Genomic DNA, 19815 nt, shown 5'->3' with positions numbered 1-19815 from the left:
CCGGTCTCAGGCCGGGGCGAGCACGATCTCCGCGCGGGCTCGCCCGTCCCGCTCGCTGACGATAGCGATCAGGCCGCCGGTCGGTCCGAACACGGCGTACGGGCCGGTGAGGCCGGCCGGGTCCAGCGGCCCGCCGTGGGCGAGCACCCGCGCCTCGTCGGGCGTCGCCTCCCGCCGGGGGAAGAACCGGTCGGCCGCCGCGTCCAGCGGCAGGTTCACCACGTCCGGGGAGCGCTGCTCCAGCTCGTCGAGGGTCGCCGCCTCGGCGAGGGTGAAGCCGCCCACCGCGGTGCGGCGCAGCGCGGTGAGATGCCCACCGACGGAGAGCGCCAGGCCCGCGTCCCGGGCGATGGCCCGGATGTACGTCCCCGACGAGCAGGTCACGTCGACGTCAACGTCCACGACGTCCGGCTCGGTGCGGCGGATCGCCAGCACCTCCAGCCGGGAGATGGTGACCCGCCGCGCGGGCAGCTCGACGCTCTCCCCGTCACGGACCCGCTTGTACGCCCGCTGCCCGTCGATCTTGATGGCGCTGACGGCGCTCGGCACCTGGTCGACCTCGCCCGCCAGTGCTGCCAGCGCCGACCGGATCGCGTCGTCGGTGACCTGGCCGGCCGGCGTGGTGGCGATCACGTCACCCTCGGCGTCGTCGGTGACGGTGGCCTGGCCGAGCCGGATGGTGCCGGTGTAGCTCTTGCCGGCGCCGATCACGTAGGTCAGCAGCCGGGTGGCCCGGCCGACGCCGATGATCAGCACACCGGTGGCCATCGGGTCGAGGGTGCCGCCGTGCCCGACCCGCCGGGTCTTCGCCAGCCGGCGGATCCGCGCCACCACGTCGTGCGACGTCATGCCGCCGGGCTTGTCGACCACGATCAGACCATCGGTGCTCACGTCGGCCAAGCCTGCCAGACGCAGGCGTCGGTCAGCGGACGGCCCCGACCACCGCCCAACGGCCGTCGCGCATTCGCAGCAGCAGAGCGACCAGGCGGATCACCACGGACAGGGTGAGCCCGGCCCAGATGCCGCCCAGCCCGAGATCGAGCCCGTAGGCCAGCCAGATGGCCGGCAGGAAGCCGCCGAGCGTCGCCACGATGGTGAGGTTGCGCAGGTACCGCACGTCGCCAGCGCCGATCAGCACGCCGTCGAGGGCGAACACCACCCCGGCCAGCGGCAGCATCCCGACGAACCACGGCCAGGCCACCATGGCCTGCTCGCGTACCTGCGCATCGGAGCTGAACCACGACGGTACGACGCCGGCGCCGGCGGCGATGAGCAGCGCGAACGCGACGCCGCAGATGCCGCCGAGCAGCCCGATCCGGCGGGCCAGCGCCCGCGCGCCCGCGTCGTCGTCGGCGCCGAGCGCGGCACCGACCAGGGACTGCGCGGCGATGGCCAGCGCGTCGAGCACCAGCGCGGTGAAGAACCAGAGTTGCAGGGCGATCTGGTGCGCGCCGACGGCGGCGGCGCCGAAGCGGGCGGCGACCGCGGTCGCCGAGAGGAAGCTGGCCTGGAACGCCACGCCCCGGATCAGCAGGTCCCGGCTGAGCACCAACTGCTGGCGGATCACTCGGGGCCGGGGGCGCAGCGACACCCGCTCGGAGACCAGTGCCACCGCGAAGAGCACCCCGCAGAGCGTCTGCGCGACGACGTTGGCGATCGCCGATCCGATCAGGCCCAGCCCGACGGGGTAGACCAGCAGCGGGCAGAGCAGCGCGGAGAGCAGGTTGGGCCCGAGCACGAAGATCAGCGGGCGGCGAGTGTCCTGCACACCGCGCAGCCAGCCGTTGCCGGCGGCGGCGAGCAGCAGGCCGGGAGCGCCCAGGGCCGCGATCCGCAGCCAGTGCGCGGCGGCGTCGGCCACCTCGCCACCACCGCCGGCGAGGGTACGCGCGAGTGCGCCCCCGCCGAACTGCATGCCGACCGCGATCAGCAGCCCGACGCCGAGCGCCAGCCAGGACGACTGGACGCCCTCGGCCACGGCCGCCGCCCGGTCGCCGGCGCCGAAGCGGCGGGCCGAACGGCCGGTGGTGCCGTAGGCGACCACGGTGCCGACCCACGCGGTGAGCGTCATCACGGTGCCGCCGACGGCGAGCGCGGCGAGCGGCACCCGGCCGAGGTGCCCGACCACGGCGGTGTCGACGAGCACGTAGAGCGGCTCGGCGGCGAGCACGACGAGGGCCGGCAGTGCGAGTGCGGCGATCCGGCGCGGCGAGGCTGGCCCGTTGGTGGCCGTCGGGGTGCCGGTGGTGGCTTGTTGGCTCATCGCCGCCGATCCTGGCACGACCACTGTAAGGAGTACAAGAGCAGTGGGCGCTTACAAATCTCTCAGTCAATGGGAACAGCGAGGAGGGCCAGCCTGCCGAAGTCGCCTGCCAGGGCACCCACTTGCGGCGGTCACTACCCTGATCGGGACTCCCACGCATGTGGTTCACATTTTTGACACCGATAGGGCTTACAGTGAGCAACGGTTACCCCCCGTACGAAGGGCAGCAGCCAGACCCCAACGTCACACCCTGGAGCGGGCCGCCAGCCCCGCAGCAGGGCGGCTACCCCCCCTACGAGCAGCCACCGGCGGCACCGCAGTACGGCGCCCCGGCGCCACAGTATGGAGCCCCGGCGCCACAGTATGGAGCCCCGGCGCCACAGTACGGAGCCCCGATGCCCCCGTACGGAGCCCCCGTTCCGCCGCCGAAGAAGTCGAACAAGGGCCTGATCATCGGGCTCGTCGCCGGCGCGGTGGTCCTCGTGCTCGCCATCTGCGGCGCCGGCGTCGGGCTCGTGCTCGCCTTTGACGACGACGAGCCCGGGGCGACCGCATCCGCAGGCCCGAACCCCACCCCCGGCACCGACACGGGCAGCACGCCGGACGCGGCGGCCTCCCCCACGCCCGCCCAGTCGGACCAGCCGAACGACAACAACTCGATGACGGCCCGCTTCTCCAGCGACCTGTCGAACGTCTGCGAGGGCAGCCAGATCCTGAACGCGGCCCCCTACAGCGGACCGGCCGGCGCCAAGGCGTACACGTTCTCGAACAACCCTGACCGGCCGACGTTCTGGTCGTCGAAGTTCGTCGGCTCGAGCAAGCCCTACTACGCCAAGAGCGATGAGTACGAGAAGGTGTCGGTGGTCGGCTGCCTGAAGTTCGAGGAAGGCAGCCAGGGCACGCCGAAGAAGTGCCAGTACAAGGACAGCGCCCAGAAGCAGGTCACCGTCGACTACGTCTCGTCGCGCTACACCCTGACCTTCTACGCGGCCAAGACTGCCGAGAAGATCGGCGACGGCGGCACCGTGACCGGCCCGGCGAACCGGTGCCCGAGCATCATCTCGTACGACAAGTCCACGATGAAGGCGTACGCGGCGCCGGACTCCGGAACCATCGAGGCCGCCCTGGACAAGTTCCTGTCCTGAGCGGCTTCTGCGGGCGGCCGGGGAGGGCGGGAGACCGGCCGCCCCGGCCGTCTTTTCGGCCGGTCATCGGGCGGGTCAGCGCTTCTGGCCCGAGGGGACAGTCACCTCGGCGGAGTTGCTGAGGACGGCGCCGATCATGAGCGGCAACCGGGTTGGGACATCAAACCGGCCAGGTGGTGACGCTGTCGACGTGTCGCGTCGACAGCGTCACCGCCTGGTGCCTCGGGTCACTGACGCGTGTCCATCGAGGTCTGGAGTGCGCGGCGAGCCTGCTCGCGGGCGTCGTCGGTGGTTTCCGGCTTGGACTTCTTCGGCATGGTGGCGCTCCTTCCAGGGTGCGAGCCGCCGACAACGGCAGCCCTCACGGGCGGTCTTACTGCGCGCCCCACGGCGGTCCGGGGTTACCGGAGCAGCCGGCTGGGCAGCGTGAGCCCGGGTCGGTGCGACCCTGGAGGAAGGCAGCGCGAGGTGTGGCACCACCACCCACGACCTGCACCGCAGCGCGCTGCCGGTCGCCTCCCAAGTTATCGTTCAGGTCCACATGCTGCTTACGGTTCCCATCATCTGGGCACCCGCCGACCCGGTTCAGCGGGCCAGGAAGTGCCACCCTAGCCACCACCAGAAACCGAACAGACCGATACGGCCCACCGGCACCGGGCCGACCTCGTAGCGCATCACGTACGCGCAGACCTCACCCAGGGTGGGGATCCGGGAACCCTCCCGCCGGGCCAGCCACTCGACCACGGCGAAGAGCACCAGCGAGACGAGGAAACCACCGATAGCGAACGCCCGCATCATCGCCGCACCAGCCCCCAGAACGCCGCCAGCCAGGCGAACCAGGCTGCCGAACGGGTCAGACTGTCCTCCAGCAGCGGGTCGGCCAGCCGGGAGAAGGTGGGAAAGTCGTCACCGACGGCCATGACGAAGGTAGCGCCCTCGAAGACGCCGAAGACCACCACCGGCAACGCCCACCAGGCCGCTCCCGCACCCAACCGGCGCGGCGCCGGCCGGCGCGGCACGCGGTTGCTCAGACCGAGCCAGATCAGCACCCCGCCGGTGCCGAGCGTGTAAAGATTGGCCTCGGTCGAGAACGACGCGAACCGCCCACCGACGAGCGACAGGCAGACGAGAACCGGGACGGAGACGGCAGGCCGGTCCCAGACTCGGGGGGCCTCCATGGTGAGGTCGTGCGGCTGTTCCATCCCGCAATTCTTCCCGGTCATACGGAGTGTCGGAAGACCAACACCCCCCGGAGCTGACCCTGATCTTCGCAGTCAGGCGGCGGTGTCGATCAGGGCCGCGCCCAGCTCGCCGCGGATCGCCTCGACCACCTGCTCGACGGAGCCCCGGCCGGTGAACCCGGCCGCGAAGCGGTGCCCGCCCCCGCCCAGCGCGACCGCCACCCGGCTGACGTCGACCGCGCCCTTGCTGCGCATCGACACGGCCCAGTCGCCGGATGCGGTCTCCTTCAGCACGCAGCTCACGTCCGCCTCAGCGGTGCAGCGCACCGAGTCGATCAGCGCCTCCAGCACGTACGGCCGCTGCTCGTGGCGGGCCAGGTCGTCCAGGGTGGCGAAGGTCCACACCAGCCCCCGCCCGTCGGCCGCCGCCGGCTCCAGCCGGGCCCTGCCGAGCACCTCGCCGAAGAGCCGGACCGCCCCGAAGGGCCGGGTGTCGAAGACCCGCCGGGAGATGTCCCCGGGCGAGATGCCGGTCGCCAGCAGGCGGGCGGCCAACTGGTGCACCGCCGGGGTCGTCGCCTCGAACCGGAACGAGCCGGTGTCCGTGGTCAGCGCCACGTACAGGCACTCGGCGACGGCCCGGTCCAGCGGTACGCCGAGCCGGGCCAACAACTGCTCGGCGACCACCGACGTCGCCGCGGCCCTGGCGTCGATCAGGTTGACCGTGCCGAAGCCGGGGTTGGAGGCGTGATGGTCGAGCACCAGCGACGAACCCGCCGCCGACAGCCGCCCGGCCAGCTCGCCGAGGCGCGACTCGCTCGCCGCGTCGAAGCAGATCACCAGATCCGGATCCGGGTCCGCGGCGCTCGCCGGGACCAGCAGATCCAGGCCGGGCAGACCCCGGAACGGCTCGGGCACCTCCGGCGGCCCGGGAAAGGTCGCCTGCAACAGGTGTACGCCGAACCGGCGCAGACCCAGACCGAAGCCGAGCATGCTGCCCAGCGCGTCGCCGTCCGGGTTGATGTGACAGATCAGCAGCACCCGGCCGGTCGGCGGGAGGGCACGGATCAGCGCCTCGGCCGCCGCCCAGTCCGCCTCGGCGGGGCCGGCGCCGATCGCGGTGGCGAGCTGGGTGCCGGCGCTGCCGGTCACCGCGCTTCCCCACCCCGGGGGTTGTCCGCGACCTCGTCGGCCTCGTCAGCCTCGTCGTCGTCCTCGTCGTCGACCCGGTACGGCTGCGCCTCGCCCGCGTACTTCGCCTGGGCGGCGAGGCGCTGCACCTCGGCGTCGGCGTTACGGGCGGCGGCGAGCAGGTCGTCGATGTGCTTGACCTGGTCCTGCACGTCGTCGAGGACGAAGGTGAGCGTCGGCGAGTGCCGCAGCCCGAGGGCCTTGCCGACGGTGCTGCGCAGCATCCCCTTGGCGCTCTCCAGCGCCGCCGCCGTGTCCGCCTGGGCCACCGCGTCACCGAGCACCGTGTAGAAGACCGTCGCGTCGCGCAGATCCGCGGTGATCCGGGCGTCGGTGATGGTGATCATGCCGAGCCGCGGGTCCTTGATCTGGCTCCGCACCACCGACGCGACCAGCTCGCGCACCCGTTCCGCGTGCCGGCGTACCTTGGCCGGATCAGACATCTCGCCACCTCCACGGCGTCCTGCTCCCGGCCGCCGACGACCGTGGGGCCGCCGGCCGACCGGCCAACATCTCGAACACTACCTTCGTGGCCCGCACCGGTCGCCCGGCACCGTCGGCACCCTGGTCAGTCGTCGTCCACGCCGTACAGCCGGCGCCGGACCGACAGCAGCTCTACCTCCGGGCGAGCGGCCACCAGGTGCTCGCAGGAGCCGAGCACCTCGCGGACGTGCACCGCCTCGGCGGCCACCACGGCCACCGCTATCTGCGCCCGACCGTGCAGGTCGAGCGCACCCACCTCGGCGGCCGAAACCTCGAAGCGGCGCAGTGCCGCCACGATCGGCCGTACATATGATCTCTTGGCTTTGAGCGACCGGGAGTCGCCCGGCAGCAGCAGGTCGAAGACCGCGGTTCCGGTGAACATCGCCCCGGACGATACCGGTAACCCACCCCGCATGATCAAGGGGTTTACGCCGGTCGGCGTAAACCCCTTGATCAGCGTGTCACTGCCGGATCAGGCGCGAACCTTCTCCCGCATCTCGAAGGTCTCGATGACGTCGCCGACCTGGACGTTGTTGTAACCACCCAGGGTCAGACCACACTCGAAGCCCTCGCGGACCTCGGTGGCGTCGTCCTTGAACCGCTTGAGCGAGGTGATCGTGAGGTTGTCCGCCACGACCGTCCCGTCCCGAAGCAGCCGAGCCTTCGCGTTGCGTCGGATGATGCCCGACCGGACGATACAACCGGAGATGTTGCCGATCTTGGACGAGCGGAAGACGTCGCGGATCTCCGCGCTGCCCAGCTCGGCCTCCTCGTACTCCGGCTTGAGCAGGCCCTTGAGCGCTGCCTCGATCTCCTCGATGGCCTGGTAGATGACGGTGTAGTACCGGATCTCCACGCCCTCGCGGTCGGCCATCTCACGGACCTTGTTCGAGGCCCGCACGTTGAAGCCGATGATCGTGACCGGCTCGGACGAGGCACTCGCGAGCATGACGTTGCTCTCGGTGATCGCGCCGACGCCCCGGTCGAGGACCTTGAGCTGGACCTCCTCGGGGATGTCGAGGTTGAACAGCGCGTCCTCCAGGGCCTCCACCGAACCGGAGACATCGCCCTTGAGGATGAGGTTGAGCGAGGTCTTCTCGCCCTCCTTGAGCTGCTCCATGAGCGTCTCGAGGGTGGCCCGACCACGGGAGTTGGCGAAGGACGCCGCCCGCCGCCGTGCCTGCCGCTGCTCGGCGATCTGCCGCACCGTGCGGTCGTCCGCCGCGGCGAGGAACGTGTCTCCCGCGCCGGGCGGCGCGGTCAGACCCAACACCATGACCGGACGCGCCGGCCCAGCCTCGGAGAGCTGGTTGCCGTTCTCGTCGAGCATGGCCCGGACCCGGCCGTGCGCCCCACCGGCGACGATCGAGTCGCCCGCCCGCAGGGTGCCCTTCTGCACCAGCACCGTCGCCACCGCACCGCGGCCCTTGTCCAGGTGCGCCTCGATGGCCACACCCTGCGCCGGCCCGTCGATCGGAGCGGTCAGCTCCAGCGACGCGTCGGCGGTCAGCAGGACGGCCTCGAGCAGCTCCTCGATGCCGATGCCCGGCTTGGCTGCCACGTTGACGAACATGGTCTCGCCGCCGTACTCCTCGGCGACCAGGCCGTACTCGGTCAGCTGCTGGCGAACCTTGTCCGGGTTGGCCTCCGGCTTGTCGACCTTGTTGACCGCGACCACGATCGGCACGTCGGCCGCCTTGGCGTGGTTCAACGCCTCGATGGTCTGCGGCATCACACCGTCGTCGGCCGCGACGACCAGGATCACGATGTCCGTGACCTGGGCGCCACGAGCACGCATGGCGGTGAACGCCTCGTGACCCGGGGTGTCGATGAAGGTGACCGCCCGGTCCTCGCCCTCGTGCGGGACGTGGACCTGGTAGGCACCGATGTGCTGGGTGATGCCACCCGCCTCACCGGCCACGACGTTCGCCTTACGGATGGCGTCGAGCAGCTTGGTCTTACCGTGGTCGACGTGACCCATGACGGTCACCACCGGCGCACGGCTGACCAGACGCTCCTCGGCCACCTCCGCGTCGAGGTCGATGTTGAACTGCGCGAGCAGCTCGCGGTCCTCGTCCTCCGGGCTGACGATCTGGATGTCGAAGCCCAGGTGCTCACCCAGCAGGTGCAGGGTGTCGTCAGAACAGGACTGGGTCGCGGTCACCATCTCGCCCAGGTTGAACATCTCCTGGACCAGCGAACCCGGGTTGGCGTTGATCTTGTCCGCGAAGTCGGACAGCGAGGCGCCACGGGAGAGCCGGACGACCTGACCCTGACCCCGGGGAGCACCCGAGCTCATGGTCGGAGCCGACAGGTTGTCGAACTCCTGTCTGCGCTGCTTCTTGGACTTGCGACCGCGCGTCGGCCGACCACCCGGACGCCCGAAGGCACCCGCGGCGCCGCCGCCACGGCCACGACCGCCCGCACCCGGACGACCGCCGCCACCGGCCGGACCACCCGGACGGAAACCGCCACCGGGAGCACCCGCACCGCCGCCGGGACCGCCACGGTAGCCACCGCCACCGCCGGCACCCGCGCCGCCACCAGGGCCGCCGCGGTAACCGCCGCCACCGGCGCCACCGCCGGGACCGCCACGGAAACCGCCGCCACCGCCACCGGGACGACCTGCGCCGCCACCGGGACGACCGGCGCCACCGGGACCGGGGCGACCGGCAGCCGGACGCTGGCTCGGCATGGACGCCGGGCTGGGCCGCGGCGGCATGGAGTTCGGGCTCGGCCGCGGCGGCATGCCCGCCGGGCTGTTGGGCCGAGGGCCACCCGCACCGGCGGCCGGGGGCCGCTGCTGCTGGCCACCCTGGATGCCGAACGGGTTGTTACCGGCACCGCGCGCCGGCGGACGACCGCCCGGCCGGGCACCCGGACCGGGAGCCGGCGTGCTCGGACGAGCTGCCGGCGAACCGGGACGGGGCGGCATCGCTGCGGGACCCGGCCGAGGACCGGGCCGGTTACCGCCGTCTGCCGGAGGCTCCCGGCGAACGGGGTTGTCCCGCTGCTGCTGGCGGGCGGCCTGCGCGGCCTTGACCGCGGCCTCCTGCTCAGCCTTCAGCGCGGCGGCACGCGCCTCCGCGGCCGCCACCTCGATGTCGTGGGCACTCGCCGGCTTGGCGACCGGGGTCACCGTCTGCGGGGCACCGGGAACCGGCCCCTTCGGCTTCGGACCGGGTGCCGGCGCGGCCGGCCGCCGAGGCGGCATCGGCTTGGCCGAGACCCGGGGCGCGCCCGGGGTCGGGGACGGCGTGGGACTCGGGGTCGAAGCCGGCGCCGACGCGGGCGCCGACGGGGCGGCCGGCGCCGGAGCACCGGTCGACGCGACGAATGCGTTACGCAGTCGTCGGGCGACGGGCGCCTCGACGGTGCTGGACGCGGACTTCACGAACTCGCCCATTTCCTTCAGCTTGGCGAGAACGGTCTTACTCTCGACCCCGAGCTCTTTTGCAAGCTCGTGTACGCGGGCCTTGCCTGCCACTGCACTCCTCACTCCGAGGTCGTGCGGGCAGCACCCGCAGCGACCTCACTCGTGCACTTGAAGCCTGGTCATTTCAGGGACTTCATCGTGTGCTCATGTCGGTCGTCCTACCTTGCTAGCGACCCTCGCCCGGTCGGGCTGACCGGACGTAGTGGTTGGCGCATCGACGTGCTCCGCCAGCACACCGTGGTCGAGGACCTCGGTGATGCGCAGCGCTCGCCCGAAGGCTCGGCGCCGCACCGCCAGCGCGAAGCAGGCCGGATCCGGGTGCATGTTCGCTCCCCGACCCGGCAGCCTGCGGAGCGGATCAGGCCGGAGGCTGTAACCAGCCTCGTCCCCGATCGCGACGACCCGCAGCAATTCGCTGGCCGGCGCACGCTTCCGGCAACCCACACAGGTGCGCTCCGGCTGCGCGCGTCGTACCACTGGAGGAAGTCTACCCCTAGCTGCCCGAGATCGCGCCGCCCGGCTCCGGTACCTGATCAGCTCCGCCACGTGCGGCCGGCGCGGCCTGCTCCGCGTCGGAACGGATGTCGATCCGCCAACCGGTCAAACGGGCAGCGAGACGGGCGTTCTGCCCCTCCCGGCCGATGGCGAGAGAGAGCTGGAAATCCGGAACGGTCACCCGGGCGGCCCTGCCGGCCAGGTCCACGACCTCGACCCGCAGCGCCTTGGCCGGCGACAACGCGTTGCCGACGAAGGTTGCCGGGTCGTCCGACCAGTCGATGATGTCGATCTTCTCGCCGTGCAGCTCGCTCATCACGGCTCGGACCCGCTGACCCATCGGGCCGATGCAGGCGCCCTTGGGGTTCACCCCGGCGGTGGTGGAGCGTACGGCGATCTTCGTACGGTGACCTGCCTCACGCGCGATCGCGCCGATCTCCACCGTGCCGTCGGCGATCTCCGGGACCTCCAACGCGAACAGCTTCTTGACCAGCGCCGGATGCGACCGGGACAGGGTGATCTGCGGCCCGCGCATGCCCTTGGCCACGTGCACCACCACGCAGCGGATCCGCTCGCCGTGCGCGTACCGCTCGCCGGGCACCTGCTCGGACTGCGGCAGCACGCCCTCCAGCTTGCCCAGGTCGACGCTGACGATGCCCTTCTCGATCCGCGTCTCGTGCGCCTGCACCACGCCGGTGACCAGGTCACCCTCGCGGCCCACGTACTCGCCGAAGTGCACCTCGTCGGTGGCCTCCCGCAGCCGCTGGAGGATCACCTGCTTCGCGGTCATGGCGGCGATCCGGCCGAAGTCGTGCGGGGTGTCGTCCCACTCCCGCACCAGGCTGCCGTCGGAGTCCATCTCCTGCGCGTACACCAGGGCAGCGCCGGACTTGCGGTCGATCTCCACCCGGGCGTGCGGCTCAGCGCCGTCGGTGTGCCGGTAGGCGGTCAGCAACGCGGTCTCGATCGCCGCGAGAATCGTGTCGAACGGGATCTCCCGCTCGCGCTCGAGTGCGCGTAGCGCCGCGAGGTCGATGTTCACCTCTCCTCGTCCTCCACATCATCTTCGTCGTCGATGTCGTCTGAATCGTCGATCTCGTCCGAGTCGTCCGCGTCGTCGATCTCGTCGTCCGGCTCGCCCAACTCGGCGAGGCGGGTGAACTCGACCTGAACCCGGCCCGGCCCCAACTGGGCGTACGCCCAGGAGTCCCGGCCGGCGTCGGTCTCCAGTTGCACTGTCTCGTCGTCGGCCCCTACCACCCGGCCGGTCAGCTGGCGGTCCCCGGAGGGCTGCTCACCGCGCTGGCCGGGCAGCGCGACCGCGCCCCGGACGGTGACCTTGACGAGCCGACCCACGTTGCGCCGCCAGTGCCGGGGCAGGGTGAGCGGCCGGTCCACACCCGGCGAGCTGACCTCGAGCTGGTACTCCCCGGCGAGGATGTCGCCGCTGGCCTCCTCGGCCGCGTCCAAGGCGGCCGAGACCGCGCGGGAGACGTCGGCGACGGCGTCCAGGTCGATCCCGCCGTCGGCGTCCACGATCACCCGCACCACGTGCCGGCGGCCGGCCCGGGAGACCGACAGGTCCTCCAGGTCGTAGCCCGCGTCGTTGACCACCGGCTCAATCACGGCCCGCAGCCGGGTGCGTCGCGCGGCGAGATCACCGCCGCCGCGCGGGCCGGTGGTGTCGCGCGGGCCGCGGGGACCCGCGGCGTCGCGGGGTCGACCCGTCGACCTGGTGGCACGGCCACGCTGTGTCATCTCCGCACCCTCTCACTGGTCGACCGGGACGCTCGTCCCGCCATGCCGGCACGCCACCGGAGCGGACGCGCCGGCGGCTGCGCAGAGCGTAACGCGCCCGCCGGTCGCCGGACCGGGCGGCGCACCGACGCCGGTGGCCCCCGGAGCGGCGCGGATGGTGTTGACTTGCCCGGTGGGGATCGGCAGAACGACACAGCGCGACCATGCATCCGGACATTCCCGGCGAAACCTCCTGCGTGCCGGGGCACTGGTGGCGCTCGGCACCGGCGTGGCCCCGCTGGCCGGCTGTGATCTTTTCGATCGGGACGACGAGCCGACACCGCCACCGGACCCGCTACGACCGATGGTCGACGAGTCGCTCGGGCTGGCCGCCGCGTACCGGGAGAGCGCCGTGACCCACCCGGACCTGGCCGGCCGCCTCGATCCGATCGCCGAGACGCACACCGCGCACGCCACCGAGCTCGCCCGGGTCATCGGCGTCCCGCTCCCCTCCGCGCCCGCCGCCGCACCGAGCACCACCCCGGCGACCGACCCGGCCGGCGCGCTGGCCGCCCTCCGCGCGCTGGAGAAGACCGCCCAGCAGTCCGCCACCGCCGCCTGCGCGTCCGCCCCGGCGGAACGCGCCGCGCTGCTCGGCTCCATCGCCGCCGCGCGGGCCACCCACCAGGAGGCACTGAAGTGAGGCAGCCGACCGCCGCGGAGGCGCTCGCCACCGCCCTCTCCGCCGAGTACGCGGCCATCTACGCCTACGGGCGCATCGGCGTCCGGCTCACCGGGGCGGCCCGCGACGCCGCACGCCAGGCCGAGGCCGCGCACCGACGCCGGCGCGACGCGCTGGTGGTGCAGCTCAGCACCACCGGCGGCACCGTGCCGCCGGACCGGGCCGGGTACGCGCTGCCATTCGCCGTCACCGATCGGGCAACTGCGTTGCGACTGGCCGTCGACGTGGAGGAGCGGACCGCGGCGCACTGGCGGGCCGCGCTGGCCTCCACCACCGGCGCCGACCGCGACCAGGCGCTGGCCGCCCTCGTCGAGTACGCCGTACGCGCCACACGGTGGCGCAAGACCGCCGGCGTCACCCCGCTGACTGTCGCTTTTCCCGGTCGCCCGAGCTGAGCCGGATCCGCTCCGGTTGCGGTACGGGATACCAGGTATGCATACTCCGTTGCCATGTCCATCCGTCACGGGCTGCTCGCCCTCCTCGAACGCGGCCAGATGTACGGCTACCAGCTGCGCGCCGCATTCGAGGAGTCGACCGGCTCGACGTGGCCGCTGAACATCGGGCAGGTCTACACCACGCTGTCCCGGCTGGAACGGGACGGTCTGGTGCGCCCGCTGCCGGAGAGCGAGGCCGGGCAGCGCCCGTACGAGATCACCGACGCCGGCCGGGCGGACCTGACGCTGTGGTTCGCCACCCCGATCAGCCGTACCGACCGCCCCCGCGACGAGCTGGCGATCAAGCTGGCGTTGGCGTTGACCACCCCCGGGGTGGACGTCCGCTCGGTGGTGCAGGCCCAGCGCAGCGCGACGATGCGCGCCCTGCAGGAGTTGACCCGGTTGAAGTACGGCAGCGACCGGCCGGAGGACCTGCCCTGGCGGCTGGTCCTGGACTCGATGGTGTTCCAGGCCGAGGCGGAGGTGCGCTGGTTGGACCACTGTGAGAGCAGCCTCGTCCGGCACCAGCCGAGCGGCCCGCCGCCCCCGCTGCCGGGGCCGGGCGGCGGCGGGGTGTCCGACCCGGCGCGGTGGGCCGACGAGGGGGCACGACGGTGAGCGGACCGGACGTCGCGGTGCTGGAGCTTCGCGCCGTCCACCGCACCCACGGGACCGGCCCGGCGGCGGTGCACGCGCTGCGCGGGGTCAGCATGGTCGTCCGGCCGGGTGAGCTGGTCGCCGTGATGGGCCCGTCCGGCTCCGGCAAGTCGACGCTGCTGGCCCTCGCCGGCGGCCTGGACCGCCCGACCCGCGGTGACGTACGGGTCGAGGGGCAGCAGCTCGGGGCGTTGGACCCCCGAGGGCTGGCCCAGCTGCGCCGCCGCCGCATCGGCTACATCTTCCAGCAGCTCAACCTGCTGGGCAGCCTGAGCGCGTTGGAGAACGTCGCGCTCCCGCTGGAGCTCGACGGCGTCGGCGGACGGAAGGCCCGCACGGCGGCCCTGGCCGCGCTGGCCGAGGTGGGCCTGCCGGCGCTGGCCGACCGTTTCCCCGACCAGCTCTCCGGCGGCCAACAGCAGCGGGTCGCCATCGCCCGCGCGCTTGTCGGCGAGCGGCGACTGGTGCTCGCCGACGAACCGACCGGGGCACTGGACTCGCAGACCGGTGAGGCGGTGCTGCACCTGCTGCGCCGTCGGGTCGACGCGGGCGCCGCCGGCATCCTCGTCACCCACGAGGCGCGGCACGCCGGCTGGGCGGACCGGGTGGTGTTCCTACGCGACGGGGTGCTGGTCGACACGACGGCCCCGCTGGGCAGCGTCGAGCAACTGCTGTCCGGCAGCGACCGTTGACCCTCCGCCGGGCGTCGCGGGCACCCGGTCCGGACGTCGGCACGCCGGAGTCTCCTCCCGCTCCCCCGGGCCGGCGGCGCTTCGCCGAGATGGCCGGCTCGTGGCGGACGGCGCTGCGGATCGCCCGGCGGGAGTCGCGCCGGGCGCGTAAACGTACCGCCCTGGTGCTCGCGATGATCGCCCTGCCGGTGCTGGTGCTGTCCTTCCTCGCGGTGAGCTACGACATGGCCGAGCTGACCCCGCAGGAACGGGTCGACCGGCGCCTCGGTGTCGCCGACGCGGAACTGCGGTGGTTCGCCGACACCCCGATCGACCAGGACGAGTGGGGCGAGAGCTGGTATCCCCGCAACGGCGACCCGGAGGCGTTCAGCCATCAGGCCACCGCCGCCGAGGTGGCCGCGTTGCTCGGCCCGGACAGCCGGTTCACCGAACTGCGCGGCGAGGTCTCCCTGACCGTGCAGGGCCCGGAGGGCGACGAGAACATCCGAGGGCGGGTGCTCGACCTCACCGACCCGCTGGCCCGAGGGCTCGTGCGGTTCCGGTCCGGTCGGGCGCCGCAACAGCCCGGCGAGGTGGCGGTGAGCCCGGCCGCGCTGCGCCGCCTCGACCTACGCCTGGGGTCGGCCGTGGCCACCGCCGACGGGACCACGGCGTACACCGTGGTGGGGGTGGTCGAGTTCCCCGACGATCTCGGCGCGGTGGTGGCGCTGCACCCGTCGGCCGTCCCCCGGGCCGATCCGCAGGCCGTCAGCAGTTGGCTGGTCGACGTGCCCGGCAGCGACGACGCCGCGCTGGTGGCCCGGCTCAACGACCGCGGCGTGGTGGTCACGACGCGCGAGCCGAACGGCACGGGGACACCGGCCCGCAGGTGGCTCGGGTCCGTCGCGCCGGGCGACGCCGACGACCTGAGCACCGGAGTGCTGATCGCCGGCCTCGGGTTGCTGGAGGTGGTGCTGCTGGTCGGGCCGGCCTTCGCGGTCGGCGTCCGCCGCCGTCGCCGGGACCTGGCGCTTGTCGCGGTGGCCGGTGGAGACGCCGCCCAACTGCGTCGGGTGGTGCTCGCCGACGGCGTGGTGCTGGGTGTGCTGGGCGCCGCCGTCGGACTGCTGCTCGGGGTCAGCGCGGCGTTCGCCGGTCGCCCACTCATGGAGCAGTACGTCTTCGGCGCCCGACTCGGCGGGTATCGCTGCTGGCCGGCGGCACTGCTGGCGCTCGGCGGGGTCGCGGTGCTGGCCGGTGTCCTCGCGGCGCTCGCGCCGGCCTGGATGGCCGCCCGGCAGGATGTCAGCGCCGGGCTCGCCGGACGGCGTACCCCGCCCTCGTCCCAGACCAGGTGGCTGGTCCTGGGGCTGACGCTGGCCGGCGGTGGGGCGGCGCTCGCCGCGTACGGCGCCACCCAGACGTCTGCGGCGGTGATCCTCACCGGCCTGATCCTCGGCGAACTCGGCCTGGTGTGCTGCACGCCCACGTTGATCGGCGTGCTGGCACGGCTCGGCCGGCTGCTACCGCTCGCTCCCCGGATCGCACTGCGCGACGCCAGCCGCAACCGGGCCGCCGCCGCGCCGGCCATCTGCGCGGTGATGGCCGCCGTGGCGAGCAGCGTCGCACTCGGCGGATACCTGGCCAGCGACCACGTCCGGGACGCGAGCACCTACCAGCCGCTGCTGCCGACGGGCCACCTGCTGGTCAACCCGGCGAGCGAGGCCCGGCAGCCCACACTGACCCAGGTCACCGCCGCGGCCCGGGAACATCTGGGCACCGACGCGGTCGCCCCGGTGCAGGGGATAGCCTGCGCCACGACGGGCAACGGCTACTGCGACGTCACCCCGCAGCTCCCGCCGGAGCAGGTCTGCCCCTGGCAGCCCGGGGAGGTTCTCTCCGCGGCGTACCGCCGGCAGGCACGGGCCGACCCGCGCTGCCAGATCCGCGACACGGACTTCTACGGCCCCTCGGCGCGGCCCCTGGTCGACGACGGGACGGCACTGCCGCTGCTCACCGGCGCGGACGCGGCGGTGACCGCCACGGCCACGAGCGTGCTGCGGTCCGGCGGCGTCGTGGTGACCGACCCCCGCTACCTGCACGACGGCCGGGTGACGGTACGCGTGACCCAGGTGGACGGCGAGGTGGAACGACCGCCCGTCACCGTTGACTTCCCCGGGTACGCGCTGCCCGCGTCCGTCGGCGAGTCCCGCCTGCTGCTGTCCGCGGCCTCGGCCCGCAGCCTCGGCCTGGGCCTGTCCCCGGTCGGTTGGGTGATCGGCGCCACCACGCCGCCGGACGAGGACCGGCAGGAGCGGTTCTTTATGGCTATGCGGCCCTTCGGATCGGTGTCACTGAGCGTCGAGTACGGCGCCGCCCCCAGCGACATCTCACCGCTGCTTCTCCTGCTCGCCGCGGCGGCCGGGCTGATCACGGTGGGGGCCGCCGGAATCGCCACGGCGCTCGCCGCCGCCGAGGGGCGGGCCGAGTTGTCCACCCTCGCGGCGGTCGGCGCGGCCCCGGCGGTACGTCGGCTGCTGGCGATCTGCCAGGCCGGGGTCATCGCCGGTCTCGGCTCGGTGCTCGGCATCGTGGCCGGGCTGGGCACCGCCGCGATCGTGCTGTTCTCGGTGAACCGCCAGTACGCGACGGACTGGCCGACGCCCGCGCCGTACCCGTACCTGGTGCCGTGGCCGGTGCTCGGTGTCCTCGTGCTGGTGCCCCTGGTGGCGATGCTCGGCGCGGGCCTGTTCACCCGCGCCCGGCTGCCGATCGAGCGTCGGTTGGACTGAGCTGGCGCGGCACCGACCCGGGCGAGATTCGATGAACCCCAAACCCGGGGCCGTCCGGGGGTGCCGCCGGGGCGCGACAGCCGGCAGACTGATCCGCGTGTCAGCGCTCGGAACCCTCACCCGTCGGGTCGGCCACCACCGCTGGTTCGGCGCCGCCGCCCGCCTCCTGGTGCCCGCCGACCGCATCGTCGGCCGGCTCACCCGGGGCCGGGTGGTCGCGCTCGGCCTGATCCCGTCCCTCGTCATCACCACCACCGGCCGCCGCTCCGGCCAGCCACGCAGCAATCCGCTGCTCTACGTGCCCGACGGCGACGCGTACGTGGTGATCGGCTCCAACTGGGGGCAGACCCAGCAGCCCAGTTGGGCGCTGAACCTGCTCGCCGAGCCGACCGCCGAGGTGGACGTGCGGGGTCGGCGGATCCCTGTGCGGGCCGACCTGGCCACCGGCGCGGAACGGGACCGGTTGTGGCAGCTTCTCGTCACCGAGTGGCCGGCCTACCGCACCTACGTCGAGCGGGCCGGCGACCGGGAGATCCGGGTGTTCCGGCTGGTGCCGGCCGGGCCGCCGTCTGCCGGCTAGGCCGACCTCGGGTTCGAGGCCACGGGCGTCAGAGCCCGCCCTGCACACCGATCAGCGAGCCGATGAGATAGGTGGCACCGGCCGCCGCGGCGCCCAGCAGCAGTTGGCGCAGCCCGCTGGTCCACCAGGGTCGGCTGGTGAACCGTGCCACCACCGCGCCGGCGGCGAACAGCCCGAGCCCGCCCACGGCGAGCGCCAGCCAGAGTTCGGTGGCGCCGAGCAGGTACGGCAGCAGCGGGACCAACGCGCCCACCGAGAAGAACGCGAACGAGGAGATCGCCGCCGCCCACGGGCTCGGCTGGTCGTCGGGGTCGACGCCCAACTCCTCCCGGACGTGCACCCGCAGCGCCTCCTCCGGGTCACGCCGCACCGCCTCCGCGACCTGGGTGGCGAGGTCCCGGGGCAGGCCACGGGCCACCCACGCGTCGGCCAACTCCCGGGCCTCCGCCTCGGGGTGCCGTTCCAGTTCGCGCCGCTCCTTGGCCACCTCGGCGGCGACCTGCTCGTTGGCGGAGCGCACGCTCGTGTACTCGCCGAGCCCCATCGAGATCGCGCCGGCCACCAGGCCGGCGGAGCCGGTCAGCACGATGCTGCGCGGCGACACCCCACCGCCGCCGACCCCGGCGATGAGGGCGATGTTGGTGACCAGCCCGTCCATCGCGCCGAAGACGGCCGGCCGCAGCCAGCCGCCGGACACGTCCGCGTGGTGAGCCTCGCGCAGTGCGGCAGGGGTGTCGGTCACGGCAGGGTCAGGATCTCGTGGCCGTCGTCGGTCACCACGATGGTGTGCTCGAACTGGGCCGTCCACTTGCGGTCCTTGGTGACCACGGTCCACCCGTCGTCCCACATGTCGTACTGGTAGGTGCCCAGCGTGATCATCGGCTCGATGGTGAAGGTCATCCCCGGCTCCATGATGTCCGTGGGGCGAGGACTGTCGTAGTGCGGCACGTAGAGCCCGCTGTGGAAGGACTCGCCGATGCCGTGGCCGGTGAAGTCACGGACCACGCCGTAGCCGAACCGCTTGGCGTACGACTCGATGACCCGGCCGATCACGTTGATCTGCCGGCCCGGCTTCACCGCCCTGATGCCGCGCATCATCGCCTCGTGGGTCCGCTCGACCAGCAGCCGGGCCTCCTCGCTGACCTCCCCGACGCAGAAGGTGGCATCGGTGTCGCCGTGCACCCCGCCGATGTACGCGGTCACGTCGACGTTGATGATGTCGCCGTCCTGAAGGGGGGTGGAGTCCGGGATGCCGTGGCAGATGACCTCGTTGATGCTGGTGCAGCAGGACTTGGGGAAGGCCCGGTAGCCCAGCGTCGACGGGTACGCGTCGTGGTCGCAGAGGAACTCGTGCACCACCCGGTCGATCTCGTCGGTGGTTACGCCGGGCTTGCAGTGCTCCCCGGCGAGCTGCGTCGCCTGGGCGGCGAGCCGGCTGGCGACCCGCATCTTCTCGATGGTCTCCGGTGTCTGCACATGCGAGCCGCGCCACTCCTGTGGTTGCTTCTTACCCACGTACTCCGGGCGGGGAATGTGGGCGGGCACCGATCGCCACGGGGAGAGCGTGCCGGGGGTCAGCGGCGGACGGACGGTCATGCCCCCAGCCTATCGCCGGATTCGCCGGTGACCCGCGCCACGGCGGGCCCGTCCCGGTTGTTGCCCTGTCAGGTCGGCTGTGCCATGGTGTCTGCGTGGATCAAGGGGGAGCACCGCCCGTCTTCTCCGCCAGCGCGGAGATCGACGGTGATCACCTCCAGGTCGTGGTGACCGGCGAGGTCGACATGGCGACCGCCGACACCATGCTCCAGACCGCGCTGCGCGAGCCCGCCCAGCGGATCACGCTCGACCTGCGCGCGGTCACCTTCTTCGACTCGGCCGCCATCCACGCGCTGGTCCGGCTCGCCCAGCAGTTCTCCGGCACGCTGTCCGTGCTGCCGTCCCGGCAGGTCCGCCGGGTGCTGGAGATCTCCGGCCTGGGCGACCAGAGCTGGCTCGAACCGGCCTGACC

General features: G+C 72.8%; 21 protein-coding genes. 8 read left to right on the top strand and 13 right to left on the bottom strand.

The genetic code is table 11. The features are described 5' to 3' along the window. Positions 1 to 6: 6 nt before the first annotated feature. Both truB and ABZ808_RS27940 read right to left on the bottom strand, forming a co-directional pair. Positions 7 to 891, bottom strand: coding sequence for a tRNA pseudouridine(55) synthase TruB (gene truB, locus ABZ808_RS27945; protein ID WP_357012110.1), 885 nt, complete (start codon positions 889 to 891; stop codon positions 7 to 9). A gap of 31 nt (positions 892 to 922) precedes the next feature. After that, positions 923 to 2263 (bottom strand): MATE family efflux transporter, encoded by a 1341-nt coding sequence (locus ABZ808_RS27940; RefSeq protein ID WP_357012107.1) that lies wholly within the window; start codon positions 2261 to 2263, stop codon positions 923 to 925. 395 nt (positions 2264 to 2658) lie between these two features. On the opposite strand from ABZ808_RS27940, the gene ABZ808_RS27935 reads away from it, so the two are divergent. Further along, positions 2659 to 3408: a hypothetical protein gene (locus tag ABZ808_RS27935; protein ID WP_357012104.1), complete on the top strand. Its 750-nt coding sequence runs from the start codon at positions 2659 to 2661 to the stop codon at positions 3406 to 3408. A 585-nt stretch (positions 3409 to 3993) separates the two neighbouring features. Here the strand turns inward: ABZ808_RS27935 and ABZ808_RS27930 are convergent. The 9 genes from ABZ808_RS27930 to rimP all read right to left on the bottom strand — a co-directional run bounded on the left by ABZ808_RS27930 (position 3994) and on the right by rimP (position 11952). Next, the gene (locus ABZ808_RS27930; protein WP_357012100.1) at positions 3994 to 4203 is read right to left on the bottom strand and encodes a DUF6186 family protein; all 210 of its coding nucleotides are present in this window, start codon (positions 4201 to 4203) and stop codon (positions 3994 to 3996) included. Further along, positions 4203 to 4610: a hypothetical protein gene (locus ABZ808_RS27925; RefSeq protein ID WP_357012098.1), complete on the bottom strand. Its 408-nt coding sequence runs from the start codon at positions 4608 to 4610 to the stop codon at positions 4203 to 4205. Before ABZ808_RS27925 ends, ABZ808_RS27930 begins: the two co-directional genes overlap by 1 nt. Before the next feature lie 72 nt (positions 4611 to 4682). Continuing rightward, on the bottom strand, positions 4683 to 5741 hold the full coding sequence (locus ABZ808_RS27920) for a bifunctional oligoribonuclease/PAP phosphatase NrnA (protein ID WP_357012096.1): 1059 nt from the start codon (positions 5739 to 5741) through the stop codon (positions 4683 to 4685). Then, positions 5738 to 6223 (bottom strand): 30S ribosome-binding factor RbfA, encoded by a 486-nt coding sequence (gene rbfA / locus ABZ808_RS27915; RefSeq protein ID WP_357012094.1) that lies wholly within the window; start codon positions 6221 to 6223, stop codon positions 5738 to 5740. Before rbfA ends, ABZ808_RS27920 begins: the two co-directional genes overlap by 4 nt. A 125-nt stretch (positions 6224 to 6348) precedes the next feature. Further along, on the bottom strand, positions 6349 to 6645 hold the full coding sequence (locus ABZ808_RS27910) for a DUF503 domain-containing protein (RefSeq protein WP_357012092.1): 297 nt from the start codon (positions 6643 to 6645) through the stop codon (positions 6349 to 6351). 90 nt (positions 6646 to 6735) lie between these two features. After that, positions 6736 to 9750, bottom strand: coding sequence for a translation initiation factor IF-2 (gene infB, locus ABZ808_RS27905; protein ID WP_357012089.1), 3015 nt, complete (start codon positions 9748 to 9750; stop codon positions 6736 to 6738). Between the two features lie 93 nt (positions 9751 to 9843). Continuing rightward, positions 9844 to 10176, bottom strand: coding sequence for a YlxR family protein (locus ABZ808_RS27900; protein WP_357012086.1), 333 nt, complete (start codon positions 10174 to 10176; stop codon positions 9844 to 9846). Positions 10177 to 10192: 16 nt separating this feature from the next. Beyond that, positions 10193 to 11236: a transcription termination factor NusA gene (gene nusA, locus ABZ808_RS27895; protein ID WP_357012084.1), complete on the bottom strand. Its 1044-nt coding sequence runs from the start codon at positions 11234 to 11236 to the stop codon at positions 10193 to 10195. Further along, entirely contained in the window at positions 11233 to 11952 is a 720-nt protein-coding gene (rimP, locus tag ABZ808_RS27890) for a ribosome maturation factor RimP (protein WP_357012082.1), read from the bottom strand. The genes nusA and rimP overlap by 4 nt, the downstream gene beginning before the upstream one ends. Positions 11953 to 12106: 154 nt before the next feature. On the opposite strand from rimP, the gene ABZ808_RS27885 reads away from it, so the two are divergent. The 6 genes from ABZ808_RS27885 to ABZ808_RS27860 all read left to right on the top strand — a co-directional run bounded on the left by ABZ808_RS27885 (position 12107) and on the right by ABZ808_RS27860 (position 17807). Continuing rightward, complete coding sequence (locus tag ABZ808_RS27885) at positions 12107 to 12634, top strand: hypothetical protein (RefSeq protein WP_357012080.1); 528 nt, start codon at positions 12107 to 12109, stop codon at positions 12632 to 12634. Next, positions 12631 to 13068, top strand: a complete 438-nt coding sequence (locus ABZ808_RS27880; protein ID WP_357012078.1) for a ferritin-like domain-containing protein — start codon at positions 12631 to 12633, stop codon at positions 13066 to 13068. The genes ABZ808_RS27885 and ABZ808_RS27880 overlap by 4 nt, the downstream gene beginning before the upstream one ends. 54 nt (positions 13069 to 13122) lie before the next feature. Further along, positions 13123 to 13725 (top strand): PadR family transcriptional regulator, encoded by a 603-nt coding sequence (locus ABZ808_RS27875; RefSeq protein ID WP_357012075.1) that lies wholly within the window; start codon positions 13123 to 13125, stop codon positions 13723 to 13725. Positions 13726 to 13742: 17 nt separating this feature from the next. Next, positions 13743 to 14456, top strand: coding sequence for an ABC transporter ATP-binding protein (locus ABZ808_RS27870; RefSeq protein WP_357012418.1), 714 nt, complete (start codon positions 13743 to 13745; stop codon positions 14454 to 14456). After that, on the top strand, positions 14453 to 17227 hold the full coding sequence (locus tag ABZ808_RS27865; protein WP_357012072.1) for an FtsX-like permease family protein: 2775 nt from the start codon (positions 14453 to 14455) through the stop codon (positions 17225 to 17227). Before ABZ808_RS27870 ends, ABZ808_RS27865 begins: the two co-directional genes overlap by 4 nt. A 97-nt stretch (positions 17228 to 17324) precedes the next feature. Further along, entirely contained in the window at positions 17325 to 17807 is a 483-nt protein-coding gene (locus tag ABZ808_RS27860) for a nitroreductase family deazaflavin-dependent oxidoreductase (protein WP_357012070.1), read from the top strand. A gap of 28 nt (positions 17808 to 17835) precedes the next feature. Here the strand turns inward: ABZ808_RS27860 and ABZ808_RS27855 are convergent, their stop codons facing one another. Together ABZ808_RS27855 and map are read right to left on the bottom strand one after the other, a co-directional pair. Further along, a complete protein-coding gene (locus ABZ808_RS27855; protein WP_357012068.1) occupies positions 17836 to 18549 on the bottom strand; it encodes a VIT1/CCC1 transporter family protein in 714 nt (237 codons plus the stop codon). Further along, positions 18546 to 19403 carry a type I methionyl aminopeptidase gene (map, locus tag ABZ808_RS27850; protein WP_357012066.1) on the bottom strand — a complete coding sequence of 286 codons (858 nt, stop codon included), beginning with the start codon at positions 19401 to 19403 and terminating at the stop codon, positions 18546 to 18548. The genes ABZ808_RS27855 and map overlap by 4 nt, the downstream gene beginning before the upstream one ends. Before the next feature lie 95 nt (positions 19404 to 19498). Here map and ABZ808_RS27845 point away from each other — a divergent pair, with 95 nt between their 5' ends. Then, positions 19499 to 19813, top strand: coding sequence for an STAS domain-containing protein (locus tag ABZ808_RS27845; protein WP_357012064.1), 315 nt, complete (start codon positions 19499 to 19501; stop codon positions 19811 to 19813). Positions 19814 to 19815: the final 2 nt, after the last annotated feature.

The organism is Micromonospora sp. NPDC047527, assembly GCF_040643015.1.
In the GTDB taxonomy this organism is placed as follows: domain Bacteria; phylum Actinomycetota; class Actinomycetes; order Mycobacteriales; family Micromonosporaceae; genus Micromonospora.
The sequence above is the reverse complement of the archived record's forward strand: the minus strand, read 5'-3'. Positions and strand labels throughout refer to the sequence as shown.

Bases quoted from the DNA above. Each gene is read 5' to 3' on its own strand.
- rimP (WP_357012082.1), bottom strand. From the start codon at position 11,952: ATGACACAGCGTGGCCGTGCCACCAGGTCGACGGGTCGACCCCGCGAC.
- ABZ808_RS27925 (WP_357012098.1), bottom strand. From the start codon at position 4,610: ATGGAACAGCCGCACGACCTCACCATGGAGGCCCCCCGAGTCTGGGAC.
- ABZ808_RS27930 (WP_357012100.1), bottom strand. From the start codon at position 4,203: ATGCGGGCGTTCGCTATCGGTGGTTTCCTCGTCTCGCTGGTGCTCTTC.
- rbfA (WP_357012094.1), bottom strand. From the start codon at position 6,223: ATGTCTGATCCGGCCAAGGTACGCCGGCACGCGGAACGGGTGCGCGAG.
- ABZ808_RS27875 (WP_357012075.1), top strand. From the start codon at position 13,123: ATGTCCATCCGTCACGGGCTGCTCGCCCTCCTCGAACGCGGCCAGATG.
- ABZ808_RS27940 (WP_357012107.1), bottom strand. From the start codon at position 2,263: ATGAGCCAACAAGCCACCACCGGCACCCCGACGGCCACCAACGGGCCA.
- ABZ808_RS27935 (WP_357012104.1), top strand. From the start codon at position 2,659: ATGCCCCCGTACGGAGCCCCCGTTCCGCCGCCGAAGAAGTCGAACAAG.
- ABZ808_RS27885 (WP_357012080.1), top strand. From the start codon at position 12,107: ATGGTGTTGACTTGCCCGGTGGGGATCGGCAGAACGACACAGCGCGAC.
- ABZ808_RS27910 (WP_357012092.1), bottom strand. From the start codon at position 6,645: ATGTTCACCGGAACCGCGGTCTTCGACCTGCTGCTGCCGGGCGACTCC.
- map (WP_357012066.1), bottom strand. From the start codon at position 19,403: ATGACCGTCCGTCCGCCGCTGACCCCCGGCACGCTCTCCCCGTGGCGA.